Annotated in this window: 15 protein-coding genes; 14 read left to right on the top strand and 1 reads right to left on the bottom strand. The window is 68.9% G+C overall.

Annotated elements, in window-relative coordinates:
* Positions 1-87 precede the first annotated feature (87 nt).
* The 4 genes from tig (at position 88) to clpX (ending at position 4,565) form a co-directional block, all read left to right on the top strand.
* Positions 88-1,473: a trigger factor gene (gene tig, locus SH922_RS13055; protein ID WP_393058133.1), complete on the top strand. Its 1,386-nt coding sequence runs from the start codon at positions 88-90 to the stop codon at positions 1,471-1,473.
* 266 nt (positions 1,474-1,739) lie between these two features.
* Positions 1,740-2,345, top strand: a complete 606-nt coding sequence (locus tag SH922_RS13050; protein WP_168713553.1) for an ATP-dependent Clp protease proteolytic subunit — start codon at positions 1,740-1,742, stop codon at positions 2,343-2,345.
* Between the two features lie 80 nt (positions 2,346-2,425).
* The gene (locus SH922_RS13045; protein WP_350996974.1) at positions 2,426-3,109 is read left to right on the top strand and encodes an ATP-dependent Clp protease proteolytic subunit; all 684 of its coding nucleotides are present in this window, start codon (positions 2,426-2,428) and stop codon (positions 3,107-3,109) included.
* Positions 3,110-3,266: 157 nt separating this feature from the next.
* Positions 3,267-4,565, top strand: a complete 1,299-nt coding sequence (gene clpX / locus SH922_RS13040; RefSeq protein WP_393058131.1) for an ATP-dependent Clp protease ATP-binding subunit ClpX — start codon at positions 3,267-3,269, stop codon at positions 4,563-4,565.
* A gap of 74 nt (positions 4,566-4,639) precedes the next feature.
* On the opposite strand, the gene SH922_RS13035 is transcribed toward clpX, so the two are convergent.
* Complete coding sequence (locus SH922_RS13035; RefSeq protein ID WP_393058128.1) at positions 4,640-5,641, bottom strand: hypothetical protein; 1,002 nt, start codon at positions 5,639-5,641, stop codon at positions 4,640-4,642.
* A gap of 150 nt (positions 5,642-5,791) precedes the next feature.
* On the opposite strand from SH922_RS13035, the gene SH922_RS13030 reads away from it, so the two are divergent.
* The 10 genes from SH922_RS13030 (at position 5,792) to SH922_RS12985 (ending at position 19,062) form a co-directional block, all read left to right on the top strand.
* Entirely contained in the window at positions 5,792-8,413 is a 2,622-nt protein-coding gene (locus SH922_RS13030) for a valine--tRNA ligase (protein ID WP_393058126.1), read from the top strand.
* A 114-nt stretch (positions 8,414-8,527) separates the two neighbouring features.
* Positions 8,528-10,051, top strand: a complete 1,524-nt coding sequence (locus SH922_RS13025) for a bifunctional folylpolyglutamate synthase/dihydrofolate synthase (RefSeq protein WP_393058124.1) — start codon at positions 8,528-8,530, stop codon at positions 10,049-10,051.
* Between the two features lie 5 nt (positions 10,052-10,056).
* The gene (locus SH922_RS13020; protein WP_393058122.1) at positions 10,057-10,413 is read left to right on the top strand and encodes a DUF4233 domain-containing protein; all 357 of its coding nucleotides are present in this window, start codon (positions 10,057-10,059) and stop codon (positions 10,411-10,413) included.
* 108 nt (positions 10,414-10,521) lie between these two features.
* On the top strand, positions 10,522-10,935 hold the full coding sequence (gene ndk, locus SH922_RS13015; RefSeq protein ID WP_024492992.1) for a nucleoside-diphosphate kinase: 414 nt from the start codon (positions 10,522-10,524) through the stop codon (positions 10,933-10,935).
* A 293-nt stretch (positions 10,936-11,228) separates the two neighbouring features.
* Entirely contained in the window at positions 11,229-12,248 is a 1,020-nt protein-coding gene (locus SH922_RS13010; protein ID WP_073723157.1) for a rod shape-determining protein, read from the top strand.
* A gap of 98 nt (positions 12,249-12,346) precedes the next feature.
* Positions 12,347-13,399, top strand: a complete 1,053-nt coding sequence (gene mreC, locus SH922_RS13005; RefSeq protein WP_393058119.1) for a rod shape-determining protein MreC — start codon at positions 12,347-12,349, stop codon at positions 13,397-13,399.
* Positions 13,400-13,410: 11 nt separating this feature from the next.
* The gene (gene mreD, locus SH922_RS13000) at positions 13,411-14,073 is read left to right on the top strand and encodes a rod shape-determining protein MreD (protein WP_393058117.1); all 663 of its coding nucleotides are present in this window, start codon (positions 13,411-13,413) and stop codon (positions 14,071-14,073) included.
* A 61-nt stretch (positions 14,074-14,134) separates the two neighbouring features.
* Positions 14,135-16,300 carry a penicillin-binding protein 2 gene (gene mrdA, locus SH922_RS12995; RefSeq protein ID WP_393058115.1) on the top strand — a complete coding sequence of 722 codons (2,166 nt, stop codon included), beginning with the start codon at positions 14,135-14,137 and terminating at the stop codon, positions 16,298-16,300.
* Positions 16,300-17,490 (top strand): rod shape-determining protein RodA, encoded by a 1,191-nt coding sequence (gene rodA, locus SH922_RS12990; protein WP_393058113.1) that lies wholly within the window; start codon positions 16,300-16,302, stop codon positions 17,488-17,490. Before mrdA ends, rodA begins: the two co-directional genes overlap by 1 nt.
* Before the next feature lie 51 nt (positions 17,491-17,541).
* Positions 17,542-19,062: a CHAD domain-containing protein gene (locus SH922_RS12985; RefSeq protein WP_393058111.1), complete on the top strand. Its 1,521-nt coding sequence runs from the start codon at positions 17,542-17,544 to the stop codon at positions 19,060-19,062.
* Positions 19,063-19,077: the final 15 nt, after the last annotated feature.

The raw sequence follows: 19,077 nt of genomic DNA, 5'->3' as shown, positions 1-19,077 counted from the left end.
GTCTGATGTACCGGGCTCGGTCCGCGAAGCCGCCTCCTGTGCGGTGGAGCAGAACCCCAAGAAGTCAGCCACCAAGGAGACCGAACCGTGAAGAGCGCCGTGGAGACCCTGAACCCGACCCGGGTTCGGCTCAGCATTGAGGTGCCCTTCGAGGAGCTCAAGGACAGCCTCGACGCGGCGTACAAGAAGATCAACCAGCAGGTCACGGTGAAGGGGTTCCGCAAGGGCAAGATCCCCAACCGGGTCATCGACCAGCGGTTCGGCCGTGGCGCAGTGCTGGAGGAGGCCGTCAACGACGCGCTCCCGAAGTTCTACACCGAGGCCGTCAACGAGGGTGAGCTCAACGTCCTCGGCCAGCCGGAGGTCGACATCACGGAGCTGAAGGACGGCGAGCTGCTCTCCTTCACCGCCGAGGTTGACGTACGCCCCGAGATCGAGATCCCGGACTACTCCGGCATCGAGGTCACCGTCGACGCGCTTGAGGTCAGCGACGAGGACGTCGAGAAGGCCGTGGAGCAGCTCCGCGAGCGCTTCGCCTCGACCAACCCGGTCGAGCGCGCCGCCGCCGAGGGCGACGTCGTGACGATCGACCTGCAGGCCAAGGTCGAGGGCGAGGTCCTCGAGGACGGCGTGGCCGAAGGTGTCTCGTACACCATCGGTTCCGGCGAGCTCCTCGAAGGCATCGACGACGCCGTCACCGGCCTGGAGGCGGGTGGCGAGGCCACCTTCACCTCCGCGCTGAAGGGCGGCTCCGCCGAGGGCAAGGACGCCGAGGTCACCGTCAAGGTCACCGCCGTCGCCGCCCGTGAGCTCCCCGAGCTGGACGACGACTTCGCCCAGATGGCCAGCGAGTTCGACACGCTGGAGGAGCTGAAGGCGGACAGCCGCAAGCGCCTGGAGAACACCAAGCAGTACGACCAGGCCACCCAGGCCCAGGAGCGCGTCCTGGAGGAGCTGCTGAAGCTCGCCGAGGTCCCGATCCCGGAGAAGCTGCTCGCGGACGAGGTCCAGACCCGCAAGCACAACCTGGAGCACCACCAGCTCGGCCAGATGGGTCTCGACCTCGAGAAGTACCTGGAGATCCAGGGCAAGACCCTCGAGGAGTTCGAGGCGGAGACGTCCGAGCAGGCCATCAAGGGCATCAAGACCCAGTTCATCCTGGACGAGCTCGTCAACAAGGAGAAGCTGAACGTCAACCAGGAGGAGCTCACCGAGCACCTCATGCGGCGTGCCGCTTCCTCCGGCATGAGCCCGGACCAGTTCGCCCAGGCCGTCGTCGAGGGTGGCCAGGTGCCGATGCTCGTCGGCGAGGTCGCCCGCGGCAAGGCGCTGGCCGTGGTCGTCGAGGCCGCCAAGGTCGTCGACACCAACGGTGAGATCGTCGAGCTGGAGGACGACGAGGAGGAGGCCACCGAGGTGGTCGAGGCCGCCGAGGGCACCGCCGACGTCGCCGAGGAGAAGACCGAGGCCTGAGCCTCGCGCTGAACCCCGTACGACGGGCTCCGGACGCCACCGCGTCCGGAGCCCGTCGTCGTATCGGCGGACGTCCCCCACAACCCTTGTGCGGACTGCGGACCTTGCGCTCCCAGCGAACAGTTGCGGAAGCGGGATGGCGTTGTCCCACCTGCGCGTTAGGGTCCATGAAGAGGAAGGGTCGGGGAGTCCCGGCCCACCCGGTACGAAGACGCTGAGACGGCCGGAGCCGTCAGAGACGAGCAGGTGGATACGTGACGAATCTGATGCCCTACGCCGCCGGAGAGCCGTCCCTCGGTGGAGGCCTCGGTGACCAGGTCTACAGCCGACTGCTCGGCGAACGCATCATCTTCCTCGGTCAGCAGGTCGACGATGACATCGCCAACAAGATCACCGCGCAGCTGCTTCTCCTTGCCGCCGAGCCGGACAAGGACATCTACCTCTACATCAACAGCCCCGGTGGTTCGGTGACGGCCGGCATGGCGGTCTACGACACCATGCAGTACATCCCGAACGACGTCGTCACCATCGGTATGGGCATGGCGGCCTCGATGGGCCAGTTCCTGCTCACCGGCGGCGCCGCCGGCAAGCGCTTCGCGCTCCCGAACACCGACATCCTCATGCACCAGGGTTCGGCCGGTATCGGCGGTACGGCCTCGGACATCAAGATCCAGGCCCAGTACCTGCTGCGCACCAAGCAGCGGATGGCGGAGATCACCGCCCGCCACTCCGGCCAGACCGTGGAGACGATCATCCGCGACGGCGACCGTGACCGCTGGTACACCGCGGAGGAGGCCAAGGAGTACGGCCTCATCGACGAGATCATCACGGTCGCATCGGGCGTTCCGGGCGGCGGCGGCACCGGCGCCTGATCCGGTCAGTACCGGATCGCGCCCCGCCGCACCGCTTTTCTCTCGTACGCCGAGACACCCAGCCACAGAACGCCACCAGGATGGTGAACACCCACATGAACAACTTCCCCGGCGCGTCCGCGAGCGGCCTCTACACCGGCCCGCAGGTGGACAACCGCTACATCGTCCCGCGCTTCGTGGAGCGCACCTCGCAGGGCGTGCGTGAGTACGACCCGTACGCGAAGCTCTTCGAGGAGCGCGTGATCTTCCTCGGGGTGCAGATCGACGACGCGTCCGCCAACGACGTCATGGCGCAGCTGCTGTGCCTGGAATCGATGGACCCGGACCGGGACATCTCGATCTACATCAACAGCCCCGGCGGCTCGTTCACCGCGCTCACCGCGATCTACGACACGATGCAGTTCGTGAAGCCGGACATCCAGACGGTCTGCATGGGCCAGGCGGCCTCCGCCGCCGCCGTGCTGCTCGCCGCGGGAACGCCGGGCAAGCGCCTGGCGCTGCCGAACGCGCGCGTCCTGATCCACCAGCCGTCCTCGCAGACCGGCCGCGAGCAGCTCTCCGACCTGGAGATCGCGGCCAACGAGATCCTGCGCATGCGGGCCCAGCTGGAGGAGCTGCTGGCCAAGCACTCCACCACGCCGATCGAGAAGATCCGTGACGACATCGAGCGCGACAAGATCCTGACCGCCGATGACGCCCTGGCCTATGGTCTGGTCGACCAGATCGTCGCGACCCGTAAGAGCGCGGCCGGAGCGGCCGCCTGACGTCGGCCTTTACCCCTTGGTACGGCAGGGTCACCCGGTCTCGGCCGTGTGAACCGTGCCAAGGGGGGCCCGAACGGGGGGCCAGGCAAGGTACCGTCGGATAGAGGCACCAGGAGCCGCTGAACCAGGCGTCTCCCAGGCGAAGGGGAAGCACCTCGTGGCACGCATCGGTGATGGCGGCGACCTGCTCAAGTGCTCGTTCTGCGGAAAGAGCCAGAAGCAGGTGAAGAAGCTCATCGCAGGACCCGGTGTGTACATCTGCGACGAGTGCATCGATCTCTGCAACGAGATCATCGAGGAGGAGCTCGCGGAGACGAGCGAGGTCCGCTGGGAGGAACTTCCCAAGCCTCGTGAGATCTACGAGTTCCTCGAGGGGTACGTCGTCGGGCAGGAGCCCGCGAAGAAGGCCCTCTCGGTCGCTGTGTACAACCACTACAAGCGGGTCCAGGCCGGCGAGAACGGCGGCGGTTCGAACCGCGACGACGCGATCGAACTCGCCAAGTCCAACATCCTGCTGCTGGGCCCCACGGGCTCGGGCAAGACGCTCCTCGCGCAGACTCTGGCCCGCATGCTCAACGTCCCGTTCGCCATCGCCGACGCGACGGCGCTGACGGAGGCCGGCTATGTCGGCGAGGACGTCGAGAACATCCTGCTGAAGCTGATCCAGGCCGCGGACTACGACGTCAAGAAGGCCGAGACCGGGATCATCTACATCGACGAGATCGACAAGGTCGCCCGTAAGAGCGAGAACCCGTCGATCACCCGCGATGTCTCCGGCGAGGGCGTCCAGCAGGCCCTGCTGAAGATCCTGGAGGGCACCACCGCCTCAGTGCCGCCGCAGGGCGGCCGGAAGCACCCCCACCAGGAGTTCATCCAGATCGACACGACGAACGTGCTGTTCATCGTGGGCGGCGCGTTCTCCGGACTCGAGAAGATCATCGAGTCCCGGGCCGGCGCCAAGGGCATCGGCTTCGGCGCCACGATCCGCTCCAAGCTGGAGATCCAGGCGAGCGACCAGTTCCAGGAGGTCATGCCGGAGGACCTGGTGAAGTTCGGGATGATCCCCGAGTTCATCGGCCGCCTCCCGGTCCTGACCTCGGTCCACAACCTGGACCGCGAGGCCCTGCTCCAGATCCTCATCGAGCCGCGCAACGCCCTGGTGAAGCAGTACCAGAGGCTGTTCGAACTCGACGGCGTGGAGCTGGACTTCGAGCGCGAGGCGCTGGAGGCCATCGCCGACCAGGCGATCCTGCGCCAGACCGGCGCGCGCGGCCTGCGCGCCATCATGGAAGAGGTCCTCCAGTCGGTGATGTACGAGGTGCCGTCCCGCAAGGACGTCGCCCGGGTCGTCATCACCTCCGACGTGGTCCGCAACAACGTCAACCCGACCCTGGTCCCGCGCGAGCCGCGGACGATCGGCAAGGGCGACGACGGGCGGCACGAGAAGTCCGCGTAGCCGCGGTTCCGTACCCAACGCGAAGGGGCGCCCCGCCGGTTCAGCCGGCGGGGCGCCCCTTTGTGCTGCGCGGATCAGATCTTGGTGCGTGAGGTGTTGTAGAGCTTCGCCGCGACCGCGGCGACGTCATCCTGCGACATGGCCTGGTTCTTCATGGCGAGACCCATGTCGATGCCGGTGACGATGCCTACGGTGCTGTAGTCGGCCCAGATGCAGATGGGTGCCTCCAGCGTCTTCGGCCCGTTCTCGACGGTGCCGTCACCGCCTTCGTTGTCGATCTTGACGTTCTGGCACCTCATCAGGGCACCCTTGAAACCGGCCGGGGTGACGTCCTTCGGCGAACCGACCAGCTCGGCCTTGGTCTTGCTGTCGCCCTTGGTCATGTTCGCCTTGGCCCGGTCGAACGAGCTGTTGATCACCGAGGCCGGGTCGCTGACCTCGCCCCAGTAGCCCTGAAGGTTGATGAACTTCAGGCTCAGGTCCTTCTCGGAGCCGCCCTGGTAATCCGCACCGGCCGCGTTGGGGTTCTTGACTCCGGCAGCCTCGATCTTGGTCTTCTCGTCACCGGTCACCGGGCCGCTGGCGCTGTCGCCGCTGCTGCCCTTCTTGTACCCGTCCAGCGTCGCCGCCGGCGTCAGCTTGTACCCCTTGGTGGAGTCCGCGACATCGCTGTTGCTGGCGCCCCCGCCCGACGTCAGGAAGTACACCCCACCCGCGATGACCGCCAGCGCCACGATGACGCCGCCCACGATCAGGCCCGTCTTCTTCTTCGGCTGGCCGGCCGGGGGGAACGGGGGCTGCTGGCCGTAGACCGGCTGGCCGCCGTACGGGGGAGTGGGGGGCTGCTGGCCGTAGGGGCCGGGCTGCTGGGCCTGCGGGTAGCCGTAGCCCGGCTGCTGGGGCTGCTGCTGCGGCGGAACGCCCTGGGGGGCCTGCTGCGGGTAGCCATAACCGGGCTGCCCCTGCGGCGGGCCCTGCGGCGGCGGGCCGCCGTAGGGTCCCGGCTGCTGGCCGTACGGTCCGGGCTGGCCCTGCTGCGGCTGGCCGTCGTACGGGCCCGGCTGGTTGTAGCTCATCTGCGGTGTCCCCTGTTCGTCATGCTCATGCGTTCTTATGCGTTCCGAACATCCTGACGGACGGCCCGTGGCCGTGGGGCACCGGGAGGGAGACCGTTACTGAACAAACCGGTTTCAGTGCACGCTTGTGACGGCCCTAAACTGTGGGGCGTGACCGAGAACGCAGCGCAGCAGCCAGCCAGCACCCCCGAACTGCCGACCCAGTACACGCCGGCCGAGGTGGAGGGGGAGCTGTACGAGCGCTGGGTAGAACGCGGTTACTTCGAGGCGGACGAGAACAGCGACAAGCCGCCGTACTCCATCGTCATCCCGCCGCCCAACGTCACCGGATCCCTGCACCTGGGACACGCCTTCGAGCACACGCTGATCGACGCCCTCGTCCGCCGCAAGCGGATGCAGGGGTTCGAGGCGCTCTACCAGCCGGGCATGGACCACGCCGGCATCGCCACTCAGAACGTCGTCGAGCGCGAGCTCGGCAAGGAGGGCAAGTCCCGCCACGACCTGGGCCGCGAGGCCTTCGTCGAGCGTGTCTGGCAGTGGAAGAACGAGTCCGGCGGCCAGATCTCCGGACAGATGCGCCGCCTCGGCGAGGGCGTCGCCTGGTCCCGTGAGCGCTTCACCATGGACGAGGGCCTGTCCAAGGCCGTCCAGACCGTCTTCAAGCAGATGTACGACGAAGAGCTCATCTACCGCGCCGAGCGCATCATCAACTGGTGCCCGCGCTGCCTGACCGCGATCTCGGACATCGAGGTCGAGTACCAGGAGGACGACGGCGAGCTCGTCTCCATGCAGTACGGCGAGGGCGACGAGACCATCGTCGTCGCCACCACCCGCGCCGAGACGATGCTCGGTGACACCGCCGTCGCCGTCCACCCCGACGACGAGCGCTACAAGCACCTGGTCGGCAAGCAGATCAAGCTGCCGCTGACCGACCGGACCATCCCGGTCGTCGCCGACCACCACGTCGACCCCGAGTTCGGCACCGGCGCCGTCAAGGTGACCCCGGCCCACGACCCGAACGACTTCGAGATCGGCAAGCGTCACGACCTGCCGTTCCTCACGGTCCTCGACGAGCGCGCCGTCATCACGGCCCCCGGCCCCTTCCAGGGCCTGGACCGCCTGGAGGCCCGCTCCGCCATCGTCGCCGCCCTGCGCGCCGAGGGCCGGATCGTCGCCGAGAAGCGGCCGTACGTCCATTCCGTCGGACACTGCTCGCGCTGCAAGACCACCATCGAGCCGCGCCTCTCCCTCCAGTGGTGGGTCAAGGTCGCCCCGCTCGCCAAGGCGGCCGGTGACGCCGTCCGCGACGGCAAGGTCAAGATCCACCCGCAGGAGATGGAGAAGCGGTACTTCGACTGGGTCGACAACCTCCACGACTGGTGCATTTCGCGCCAGCTCTGGTGGGGCCACCGCATCCCCGTCTGGTACGGCCCGAACGGCGAGGTCGTCTGCGTCGGACCTGACGACGAGGCGCCCACCGGTGAGGGCTGGACCCAGGACAGCGATGTCCTGGACACCTGGTTCTCCTCCGGCCTGTGGCCGTTCTCCACGCTCGGCTGGCCCGAACAGACCGACAGCCTCGCGAAGTTCTATCCGAACTCCGTCCTGGTCACCGGCTACGACATCCTCTTCTTCTGGGTCGCCCGGATGATGATGTTCGGCCTGTACGTCAACGACGGCGTTCCGCCGTTCGAGACGATCGTCCTGCACGGCATGGTCCGCGACGAGCACGGCAAGAAGATGTCGAAGTCCTTCGGCAACGTGGTCAACCCGCTGGACTGGATGGACAAGTACGGCTCCGACGCGCTCCGTTTCACCCTCGCGCGCGGCGCCAACCCGGGCACCGACGTCCCGATCGGTGAGGAGTGGGTGCAGGGTTCCGCCAAGTTCTCCAACAAGATCTGGAACGCCACCCGCTTCGCCCTGATGAACGGCGCGACGATCGAGGGCGAGCTGCCGTCCGCCGACGAGATGTCGGTGACCGACCGCTGGATCCTGTCCCGCCTCAACAAGACGGTCGCCGAAGTCGACGCGTACTACGACGACTTCCAGTTCTCCAAGCTCAGCGAGTCACTTCGGCACTTCGCCTGGGACGAGGTCTTCGACTGGTACCTCGAGCTGTCCAAGACCACGTTCTTCGGCGGCGGCCGTCCGGCCGAGGTCTCGGGCCGGGTCCTGGGTGAGGTCCTCGACGTGATGCTGCGCCTGCTACACCCGGTCGTTCCGTTCGTCACGGAGACCCTCTGGACCGCGCTCACCGGCCGCGAGTCCGTCGTCATCGCCGACTGGCCGAAGGACAGCGGCTTCCGTGACGACGCGGCCGAGAAGGAGATCGAGCTCGTCCAGCAGGTCGTCACCGAGCTCCGCCGCTTCCGCAACGACCAGGGTCTCCAGCCCGGCCAGAAGGTCCCCGCCGAGCTGACCCTGACCGGCACGGCGCTCGCCCCGCACGAGGCGGCCATGCGTCAGCTCGCGCGGCTCCAGCCCGCCGGCGAGGGGTTCCACGCCACCGCGTCGCTGCCGATCGCCGGAGCCACCGTCGCTCTCGACCTGTCCGGCACGATCGACGTCGAGGCCGAGCGCAAGCGCCTGACGAAGGACCTGGGCGCCGCCGAGAAGGAGAAGGCGCAGGCCAACGGCAAGCTGAACAACGAGGCGTTCCTCGGCAAGGCCCCGGACAACGTGGTCGACAAGATCCGTGGCCGGCTCGCCAAGGCCGAGGCCGACATCGAGCGGATCGCCGGCCAGCTGGCGGCCCTGCCGCAGGGCTGAGACCGGGACGCGGCGGAGCCCCCGTACCCCTCACGCGAGGGGTGCGGGGGCTTTCGCGTACCCCCGCCACCGGGCGCTGCGCCCGATGTCCGATCCGGTCCGTAGACTGGCCCCGTGAGTGAGCCCCGCCCTTCCGACCGGCACGACGCGTCCGACTCCGACGAGACCTTCGCGGAGATCGTCGACGAAGCGACCCAGCGCGACCCCGACCTGGCGGTGATCGAGGCCGGGAGCCGTACGCTGCGCGCCGCCTCCGGACCGCCCCAGGGTGACGAGGTGCCCGCCCGCCCCGCCGATCCGGAGGTGGACAAAGCGCTGCGCGCGGTGGAGCAGGAGCTCGCCGGGCGCTGGGGCGAGACCAAGCTGGAGCCGTCCGTGGCGCGCATCGCCGCGCTGATGGACGTGCTCGGCGAGCCGCAGCGCGCCTACCCGTCCATCCACATCACCGGGACCAACGGCAAGACGAGCACCGCCCGCATGATCGAGGCGCTGCTCGGCGCCTTCGATCTGCGGACCGGCCGCTACACCTCGCCGCACGTCCAGTCGATCACCGAGCGGATCAGCCTGGACGGCTCCCCGATGGACCCCGAGCGGTTCGTCGAGACGTACCAGGACATCAAGCCGTACGTCGAGATGGTCGACGCGCAGCAGCCCTACCGGCTCTCCTTCTTCGAGGTGCTCACCGGCATGGCGTACGCGGCCTTCGCCGACGCACCGGTCGACGTCGCCGTCGTCGAGGTCGGCATGGGCGGCAGCTGGGACGCGACCAACGTGATCGACTCCACGGTCGCCGTCGTCACCCCCATCTCCCTGGACCACACCGACCGGCTGGGCTCCACGCCCGGCGAGATCGCGGTGGAGAAGTCCGGGATCATCAAGCAGGGCGCGACGGTCATCCTCGCCCAGCAGCCGGTCGACGCCGCCCAGGTCATGCTGAAGAAGGCCGTCGAGGTGGACGCCACCGTGGCCCGTGAGGGCATGGAGTTCGGTGTCGCCTCCCGGGAGATCGCGGTCGGCGGCCAGCTGCTGACGCTGCGCGGCCTCGGCGGCGAGTACGACAACATCTTCCTTCCGCTGTACGGCGCCCACCAGGCGCGCAACGCGGTGGTGGCGCTCTGCGCGGTCGAGGCGTTCTTCGGCATCGGTGCCGAGCAGACCGGATCGCTCGACGCCGACATCGTCCGCAAGGCCTTCGCCTCGGTGATCTCGCCGGGCCGCCTCGAAGTGGTCCGCTCCAGCCCGACCGTCGTCCTGGACGCCGCGCACAACCCGGCAGGCGCCCAGGCCACCGCGGAGGGGCTCTCCGAGGCGTTCGGCTTCTCCCGGCTGATCGGTGTGGTCGGTGCCAGCGGCGACAAGGACGTCCGAGGGCTCCTGGAGGCCTTCGAGCCGATCTTCGCCGAGGTCGTCGTCACCCAGAACTCCAGCGCACGCGCGATGGACGCCGACGAGCTCGCCGCGGTCGCCGTCGAGGTCTTCGGCAACGACCGGGTCCAGGTCGAACCCCGGCTCGACGACGCGCTGGAGGCGGCGATCACCCTCGCCGAGGAAGAGGACGAGTACGCGGGCGCCGGGGTGCTGGTGACCGGATCCGTGATCACGGTCGGCGAGGCCCGGCTGCTTCTGGGAAGGCGCTGACCCCCGTGCGTACGCTCTGTGCATCGACGCTGATCGGTGAGTTCTTCGTGATCGGGTTCGCCGGACTCGTCGCGATGAAGTCCGACGACCTGACGTCCGCCACGGTCTGGACGGTCTGCGGCATCGGCATGCTGCTCTCCGTGCTGCTGTGCGGGATGATCACCCGTCCCGGGGGCATACAGCTCGGCTGGGCGCTCCAGATCGCGCTGGTCGCCAGTGGCTTCGTCGTCCCGATGATGTTCATCCTCGGCCTGGTCTTCGGCGGCCTGTGGTGGGCCTCCGTGCACTACGGCCGCAAGATCGACGAGGCGAAGGCCCGATGGGCCGCGCAGGAGGCGGAGCAGGCGCCTGCCGCCGGCTGAGAGGCTGTCGGGCGGCCTGCGACCGGGCGGCCAAACCCGGCCGCCGGCCCGTCACCGTACCCCTGTAACCTCGCCTCACCGCACCCGTATGCCTGCAAGGAGCCGCACATGACCCAGCGCACCCTCGTTCTTCTCAAGCCCGACGCCGTCCGTCGCGGTCTGGTCGGCGAGATCGTCGGCCGCATCGAGCGCAAGGCCGGCTGGAAGATCACGGCGCTGGAGCTCCGTACCCTCGACCGCGCCACGCTGGAGCAGCACTACGCCGAGCACGTCGGCCGCCCGTTCTACGAGCCGCTCGTCGAGTTCATGCAGTCCGGCCCGGTCGTCGCCCTGGTGGCCGAGGGTGAGCGGGTCATCGAGGGCGTGCGCGCCCTGGCCGGCCCCACCGACCCGATCGCCGCCGCGCCCGGATCGATCCGTGGCGACTTCGGCACCATCACCCGGGAGAACCTCATCCACGCCTCGGACTCCGAGGAGTCCGCAGAGCGAGAAATGAAGCTGTTCTTTCCGGGACTTTCCTGACCTTCGATCAGCCGAACAGCGCTCATGACCTGGGGCGACCGAAGTAATTCGGTCGCCCTTCGGCATACGGCCCCCGATCGCGGGAACGCATCACTCCGACGTAACGTCACCATGAGTGGAACGGCCACCCGTTCTGCTCAGCTTGGCGAAGGGCCCTCGCGCTGTGTCGGTGTATCCGGCACTACGATGGAAGCTTCCACGCCCGCAGCGCTCATCTCGCCTACCAAAACAAGCCATCACCGCTTTCGCTTGGGAAGGCCCGACGCATCCTCATGGGGAACAAGGGGAACTCAATGTCGTTCATCGGCCGTGACATGGCTATCGACCTCGGGACTGCCAACACGCTGGTGTACGTCAGGGGGCGCGGCATCGTTCTGAACGAGCCGTCCGTCGTGGCCATCAACACCAACACCGGCGGCATCCTCGCGGTCGGTTCCGAGGCCAAGAAGATGATCGGCCGTACACCGGGCAACATCGTTGCCGTACGGCCCCTGAAGGACGGCGTGATCGCCGACTTCGAGATCACGGAGCGGATGCTCCGCTACTTCATCCTGAAGATCCACAAGCGCCGCTACCTGGCCCGCCCGCGGGTCGTCGTCTGCGTGCCCTCCGGCATCACCGGGGTCGAGCGACGCGCCGTCATCGAGGCGTCGACGCAGGCCGGCGCACGCCAGGTGCACATCATCGAGGAGCCCATGGCGGCGGCCATCGGCTCCGGCCTGCCGGTCCACGAGGCCACCGGCAACATGGTCGTCGACATCGGTGGCGGCACCACCGAGGTCGCGGTCATCTCGCTCGGCGGAATCGTCACTGCCCAGTCCATCCGGGTCGCCGGTGACGAACTGGACAACGCGATCATCCAGCACATCAAGAAGGAGTACTCGCTCCTGCTCGGTGAGCGCACCGCCGAACAGATCAAGATCACCATCGGTTCGGCGTTCGAGCTGGAGAAGGACGAACACACCGAGATCCGGGGCCGCGACCTCGTCTCGGGGCTGCCCAAGACCGTGGTCATCTCCGCCACCGAGGTCCGCAAGGCGATCGAGGAGCCGGTCAACGCGATCGTCGACGCGGTCAAGACGACGCTGGACAAGTGCCCGCCGGAGCTGTCCGGCGACGTCATGGACCGCGGCATCGTCCTGACCGGCGGCGGCGCGCTGCTGCGCGGCCTCGACGAGCGGCTGCGCCACGAGACGGGCATGCCGATCCACATCGCCGAGGACCCGCTGGACTCCGTCGCGCTCGGATCCGGCAAGTGCGTCGAGGAGTTCGAGGCGCTCCAGCAGGTGCTGGACGCCCAGCCCCGACGGTAGAAATTCCACGGCCCTCCGCGCGGACGCTGCCGCTCCGCGCGGAGGATCGTTGATATACAGGCACGAACATTCCTACGAGGAAGGCACGGCCGCCGCACGTGAGGGACACACGAGAGAGCCGGCTGCTCCTGGTGCTGCTGATCGCCATCGCATTCGCACTGATCACGGTGGACATCCGCGGCGGCGAGGAGTCACCGGTGGACGGCGCCCGGCAGGCCGCCGCCACGGTCTTCGGACCTGTTGAGAACGGCGTCGCGGCAGCCGTCGACCCGGTGGGCAACGCCATAGGGGCCGTACGCGCCTCCGGCGACCGCCACGACAAGATCGCCGCGCTGGAGAAGCAGAACGCCGAGCTCAAGGCGAGGCTGGGCAGCGACGACCGCAACCGCAGCCGGGTCCGCGAGCTCGACAAGATGCTCAAGAAGTCGGACGCGGGTCAGTACGGCATCAAGGCCGCCGAAGTCATCGCCATAGGAGCGGCCCAGGGCTTCTCCTGGACGGTCACCATCGACGCCGGCTCCAAGGACGGCCTCAAGCGCGACATGACCGTCCTCAACGGCGACGGACTCGTCGGCCGCGTCACCACCGTCGGCCCGGACACCGCCACGGTGCTCCTGGCCAACGACCCCGACTTCACCGTCGGCACCCGCATGGAGTCCACCGACGAACTCGGCTTCGCCACCGGCCAGGGCTCGCGCCCGCTGTCCGTCCAGTTCCTGAACGGCAAGGCCAAGGTCAAGAAGGGCGACCGCCTCGTCACGTTCGGCTCCAGCAAGGACAAGCCCTTCGTGCCCGGCGTCCCGGTCGGTGAGGTCGTCCGCGTCGACCCGTCCGGCGGCGACCTGACCCGTACCGTCTACGTCCGCCCGTACGTCGGCTTCACCAAGCTCGACATCGTCGGCATCGTCGTCCAGGCACCCCGCGAGGACCCCCGCGACACGGTTCTGCCGAAGAAGGCCGTCAAGCCGGCCAAGCCGAAGCCCACCCCGACCGTCACCGTCACCATCTCGCCCAACGGCGACATCGTCGACACCAACGGCAACGTCGTCGGGAACATCCACCAGAGCGCGAGTCCCAGTGGCAGCCCGGACCCGAACCCCAGTGGGAACGCCACGCCGAACGCCGACAACGCGGTAAACGAACAGAGGTAGAGCTGATCCCCATGCGTGTCAACCGGACTCTGCTCTCCATCGTTCTGGTCGTGATCGCCCTCGTCGTCCAGGTATCCGTACTCGCCCGGCTCCAGCTCCCCGGTGCCGTGCCCGACCTGCTGCTCATGGTCGTCGTCGGTCTGGCCCTGGTGTACGGGCACGTCAGCGGGGCGCTCATCGGCTTCGGCGCGGGGCTCCTCGCCGACCTGGCACCCCCGGCCGACCACGCCGCCGGACGCTACGCCCTGGTGCTCTGCGTCATCGGCTACCTCGCCGGACTGGCCAGGCCCGAGAACGGACAGCTCAAGTCCGCCTTCGTCCCGATGGCCGTGGTCGTCGCGGCGGCGATCGGATCGACCCTGCTCTACGCGGGCGTCGGCGCGCTCGTCGGCGACACGGCGGCCCGCCATGTGGGCCTGGGCAGCCTGCTGTTCACCGCGGCCGTCTACGACCTGCTTCTCGCGCCGTTCACCGTTCCGCTGATCATGGCGATGGCCAGACGCACGGTGAACGACCCGCTCACCGAGTCCTCCTCCGGCCGCGGCGACGCCGCAGCCGGCTGGCTCGCCGCGGGCACCGGGCTCCGGATCGGCAGCCAGCGCGGACTGCGCGTCAAGGCCGCCCGCAACCGGGCCGCACGCGCCGGACGGATCAAGGGAGTCAAGCGACTGTGAGGCCGCATTCCTCCGGGGGTAACCCCCGTACCCCCAGCCCGACCACCACCGGGGGCGCCCCGTGACCAACATTCCCGAGACCGGGCGGAGCCAGCGGGTCCAGATCCGCCTCATCGTCATCCAGGTCCTCGTCTTCTCCCTGCTGCTCACCCTCGGCGGCCGCCTCTGGTACCTCCAGATCCGCAACGGCCAGGAGTACTCCGACGAGGCGAAGAACAACCACGTCCAGCAGGTCGTCCAGCCCGCCGCCCGCGGCTCCATCCTCGACGCCCGCGGGGTGCCCCTCGCCGACAACGAGACCCGCCTCGTCGTCTCAGCCAGCCGCACCGAGCTGCTGAAGATGGACGACGACGGCAAGGGCGTCCTGACCCGGCTCGCCGGCGTGCTCGGCATGAAGCCCAAGGACGTCCTCGACAAGGTCCGGCTCTGCGACGCGAAGACTCCGCAGCCCTGCTGGAACGGCTCGCCCTACCAGCCGATCCCGGTCACCGACGAGGCCACCACCCAGCAGGCCCTCCAGATCCGCGAGCGCGCGGAGGACTTCCCCGGCATCACCGCCGAGCCCACCGCCGTCCGCCGCTACGCGGCCCCCGGCAAGGCCAACACCGCCCAGGTCCTCGGCTATCTCTCACCCGTCACCGACGAGGAGATCACCAAGGCCCAGGACACCGACTCGCCCTACCTCCGCTCCGACCAGGTCGGCCGCTCCGGCCTGGAGCGCACGTACGACAAGGAGCTGCGCGGCAAGGCGGGTGTCACCCGCTACGAGGTCGACAACCTCGGACGGGTCATCGGCCAGGCCAAGAACGACAAGGCGGAGCCCGGCGCCAGCGTCGTCACCTCCATCGACGCCCGTGTCCAGGCCGTCGCCGAGTACGAGCTCAACCAGGCCATGAAGGTGGCCCGTACCGAGTTCGACACCAACACCGGCGAGAACTACAAGGCGGACTCCGGCGCCGTCGTCGTCATGGAGGCCAAGACCGGCCGGGTCGTCTCCATGGCCTCGCTGCCCAGCTACGACCCCAACGCCTGGGTCGGCGGCATTTCCGGCAAGGACTACGCCAAGCTGACGGGCAAGAACTCCAACTTCCCGCTGCTGAACCGGGCCATCCAGGGCCAGGCCGCCCCCGGCTCCATCTTCAAGGTCATCTCCTCCACCGCCGCGGTCAACGCCGGGTACCCCTTCGACGGCAACTACCCCTGCCCCAGCTCGTACTCCATCGGCGGCCAGACCTTCAAGAACTTCGAGTCCCATGGCTACGGCAGCATCACCATCGGCCGCGCCCTCGAAGTCTCCTGCGACACCGTGTACTACGGCCTCGCGCACAAGGAGTGGCAGAAGGACGGCGGCAACAACCCCAAGAAGAACGCCAACGACTGGTTCTACAAGACCGCCCACCAGTTCGGCCTCGGCAAGGAGACCGGCATCGACCTCCCCAACGAGGTCAGCGGCCGCGTCCCGGACCGCGAGTGGAAGAAGAACTTCGCCAAGGCCAACCACGACGCCTGGTGCAAGCAGGGCAAGAAGGGCGGCACGTACGTCGAGAAGATCGCGTACGAGAACTGCCTCGAGGGCGACAAGATGCGCGCCGGTGACTCCGTCAACTACTCGATCGGCCAGGGCGACACCCTCGTCACCCCGATCCAGATGGCCACCATCTACGCGGCCATCTCCAACGGCGGCACCCTCTACGACCCCACCGTCGGCAAGGCGATCGTCAGCGGCGACGGCAAGACCGTCCAGGCGATCGAGCCCACGTCGCACGGCAAGCTGCCCTTCACGCAGAAGACGCGCAACGAAATAGACGAAGCCCTCGCGGGTGTCGCGACCCGCGGCTCCGCCGCCTGGCGATTCGGCGGCTGGCCGCAGGACAAGATCCCGATGCACGCCAAGACGGGTACGGCCGAGGTCTACGGCAAGCAGACGACCTCCTGGTTCGCCACGTACACCAAGGACTACTCGATCGTCATGACGATCTCCCAGGGCGGTACGGGTTCCGGAGCTTCGGGACCCGCCGTCCGCAACATCTACAACGCCCTCTACGGCCTCGACGCCGCGGGCAAGCAGGACCTCAAGAAGGCCCTGCTGCCGACGCCGCAGAAGTCCCTGCCGAAGATCCAGACGGACGGCACCATCGACGCCCCGAAGATCAAGCCCTACGACCCCGAATCGCAGAAGCCGCCGGGCGCCCAGACGCTCGCCGCGGTCCTGGGGAGGCGCGACTGATGGCAGGCTTCTCCGTCCAGCGGTACGCCCCCGAGCGCTCCACCTGGGGCAGGCTCACCGCCCGCGACTCCGTCGTGCGCCGCCTCGACTGGCCGCTGCTCGGCTCGGCGATCGCGCTGTCCTTCATCGGCTCGCTGCTCGTCTACTCCGCGACCCGTGGACGTGACTCGCTCACCCACGGCGACCCGTACTACTTCCTCTTCCGTCACGCCCTCAACACGGGCATCGGCTTCGCCCTGATGGTCGGCACGATCTGGCTCGGCCACCGGACCCTGCGCGGTGCCGTGCCGATCATGTACGGCCTGTCCGTGGTCCTCGTGATGGCGGTCCTCACCCCGCTCGGCACCACTGTCAACGGCGCCCACGCCTGGATCCTCCTCCCCGGCGGCTTCTCCCTCCAGCCCTCCGAGTTCACCAAGATCACCATCATTCTCGGCATGGCGATGCTGCTCGCCACCCGCGTCGACGCGGGCGACCAGCCGCACCCCGACCACCGCACCGTCGCCAAGGCCCTCGGCCTGGCGGCGCTCCCCATGGCGGTCGTCATGGGCATGCCGGACCTCGGCTCGGTGATGGTCATGGCCGTCATCGTGCTCGGCGTGCTGCTGGCCTCCGGGGCGTCCAACCGCTGGGTCTTCGGACTCCTCGGCGCGGGCGCAACCGGAGCCGTCGCCATCTGGCAGCTCGGGCTGCTCGACGACTACCAGATCGCCCGGTTCGCCGCCTTCGCCAACCCGGCACTCGACCCGGCCGGAGTCGGCTACAACACCAACCAGGCCCGTATCGCGATCGGCTCCGGCGGCCTCTCCGGCACCGGCCTCTTCCAGGGCACCCAGACCACCGGCCAGTTCGTCCCCGAGCAGCAGACCGACTTCGTCTTCACCGTCGCCGGTGAGGAGCTCGGCTTCCTCGGCGCCGGACTGATCCTGGTCCTGCTCGGCGTCGTCCTGTGGCGCGCCTGCCGCATCGCCCGCGAGACCACCGAGCTCTACGGCACGATCGTGGCCGCCGGAATCATCGCCTGGTTCGCCTTCCAGGCCTTCGAGAACATCGGCATGACGCTCGGCATCATGCCGGTCGCCGGACTCCCGCTGCCGTTCGTCTCCTATGGAGGCTCCTCCATGTTCGCCGTCTGGGTGGCCATCGGACTGCTCCAGTCGATCCGGGTGCAACGGCCGATAACGGCCTGAGCCGTTGCGGGTCCACTGCCCATCCGCGTACATCACGTCTAGATTCGATTCATGGCGGACTCGAAGCGTGAGATCGAGCGGAAGTACGAAGCCACCGACGCCACCCGGCTGCCCGACCTGAGCCGGGTGGCCGGGGTCGCGGCCGTCCACCGGCAGGGCGTCATGGAACTCGACGCCGTCTACTACGACACCGAGGACCTCCGGCTCGCGGCCGACAGCCTCACCCTGCGCCGTCGCACCGGCGGCGGCGACGCCGGCTGGCACCTCAAGTTCCCGGTCGCCTCCGGCATCCGCGACGAGATCCGGGCCCCGCTCTCCGAAACCCTGCCGCCCGACCTCGCCGGACTGATCCGCTCCCGGGTCCGCGACACCGCCGTCGTCCCCGTGGTCCGGCTCCGCTCCGCCCGCGACGTCCACCTGCTGAACGGCCCGGACGGCGGACCGCTCGCCGAACTCAGCGTCGACGAGGTCCGGGCCGAGCGCCTCCACGGCGGCAGCCGCAGCACCGCCTGGACCGAGATCGAGGTCGAACTCGCCGACGACGGCGACCCCGCCTTCCTCGACGCCGTCGAACGGCGGCTGCGCAAGGCCGGGATACGGCCCTCCGCATCCCCCTCCAAACTGTCCCGCGCCCTGGTCGAGACCTCACCGAAGAAGAAGCGGCAACCGCAGCCCAGCACGCGGCCGCACACGGCGGGCGACCACGTCCTCGCCTACGTACGCCACCAGATCACCGCGATCGTCGCCCTCGACCCGGCCGTGCGCCGGGGCCTGCCCGACTCCGTGCACCGGATGCGGGTCGCCACCCGCAGGCTCCGCAGCGCGTTCCGTACGTACCGAAAGGTCCTCGACCGGACGGTCACCGACCCCGTCGGCCAGGAGCTGAAGTGGCTCGCGGCGGAACTCGGCGTCGACCGCGACCAGGAGGTCCTCGACGACCGCCTGCGCACCCGGCTCGACGCCCTGCCCCGCACCCTGGCCCTCGGCCCGGTCCGCGCCCGGCTGCGGATCTGGTCCACGGCACGCCGCAGCGGCTCCCGCCGCCGTACCGTCGCGGTCCTCGACGGCGCCCGCTACCTCACGCTGCTGCACACCCTGGAAGCGGTCCTCGCCGACCCGCCCCTGCTGCCCGCGGCCGCAGCCCCGCCCGGCAGGGTGCTCGCCCGCGCCGCGCACAAGGACCACGCACGCCTCGCCACCCGGCTCGCCCACGCCCTGGACCTCCCGCCCGGCCCGGACCGCGACCACGCCCTGCACGACGCCCGCAAGGCGGCGAAACGCGCACGGTACGCAGCGGAGGCCGCCCGCCCCGCCCTCGGCAAACCGGCCCGTAAGGCCGCCAAGCGGCTGAAGGCCGTTCAAGGCGTCCTCGGCGATCACCAGGACAGCGTGGTCGCCCGCGACGCCCTGCGCGCCCTCGCCGTCCAGGCCCACGCGGCGGGGGAGGCCTCGTTCACCTGGGGACTGCTGTACGGACAGGAGGAGGCGACGGCGGCGGCACGCGAGCGGGAGCTGCCCGGGGTGTGGGCCCGCGCCTCCCGCGCGGAGATCCGGACGGCGTCCGGAGGCTGAGCGGCGCGGTACGCT

The sequence above is a fragment of the Streptomyces sp. LN549 genome (assembly GCF_043203805.1).
Lineage (GTDB): Bacteria > Actinomycetota > Actinomycetes > Streptomycetales > Streptomycetaceae > Streptomyces.
The sequence above is the reverse complement of the archived record's forward strand: the minus strand, read 5'-3'. Positions and strand labels throughout refer to the sequence as shown.

Excerpts from the sequence above, each read along its gene's own strand:
- SH922_RS13050 (WP_168713553.1), top strand. The coding sequence starts at position 1,740 with ATGCCCTACGCCGCCGGAGAGCCGTCCCTCGGTGGAGGCCTCGGTGAC.
- SH922_RS13045 (WP_350996974.1), top strand. The coding sequence starts at position 2,426 with ATGGTGAACACCCACATGAACAACTTCCCCGGCGCGTCCGCGAGCGGC.
- SH922_RS13035 (WP_393058128.1), bottom strand. The coding sequence starts at position 5,641 with ATGAGCTACAACCAGCCGGGCCCGTACGACGGCCAGCCGCAGCAGGGC.
- ndk (WP_024492992.1), top strand. The coding sequence starts at position 10,522 with ATGACCCAGCGCACCCTCGTTCTTCTCAAGCCCGACGCCGTCCGTCGC.
- SH922_RS13010 (WP_073723157.1), top strand. The coding sequence starts at position 11,229 with ATGTCGTTCATCGGCCGTGACATGGCTATCGACCTCGGGACTGCCAAC.
- mreD (WP_393058117.1), top strand. The coding sequence starts at position 13,411 with ATGCGTGTCAACCGGACTCTGCTCTCCATCGTTCTGGTCGTGATCGCC.
- rodA (WP_393058113.1), top strand. The coding sequence starts at position 16,300 with ATGGCAGGCTTCTCCGTCCAGCGGTACGCCCCCGAGCGCTCCACCTGG.
- SH922_RS12985 (WP_393058111.1), top strand. The coding sequence starts at position 17,542 with ATGGCGGACTCGAAGCGTGAGATCGAGCGGAAGTACGAAGCCACCGAC.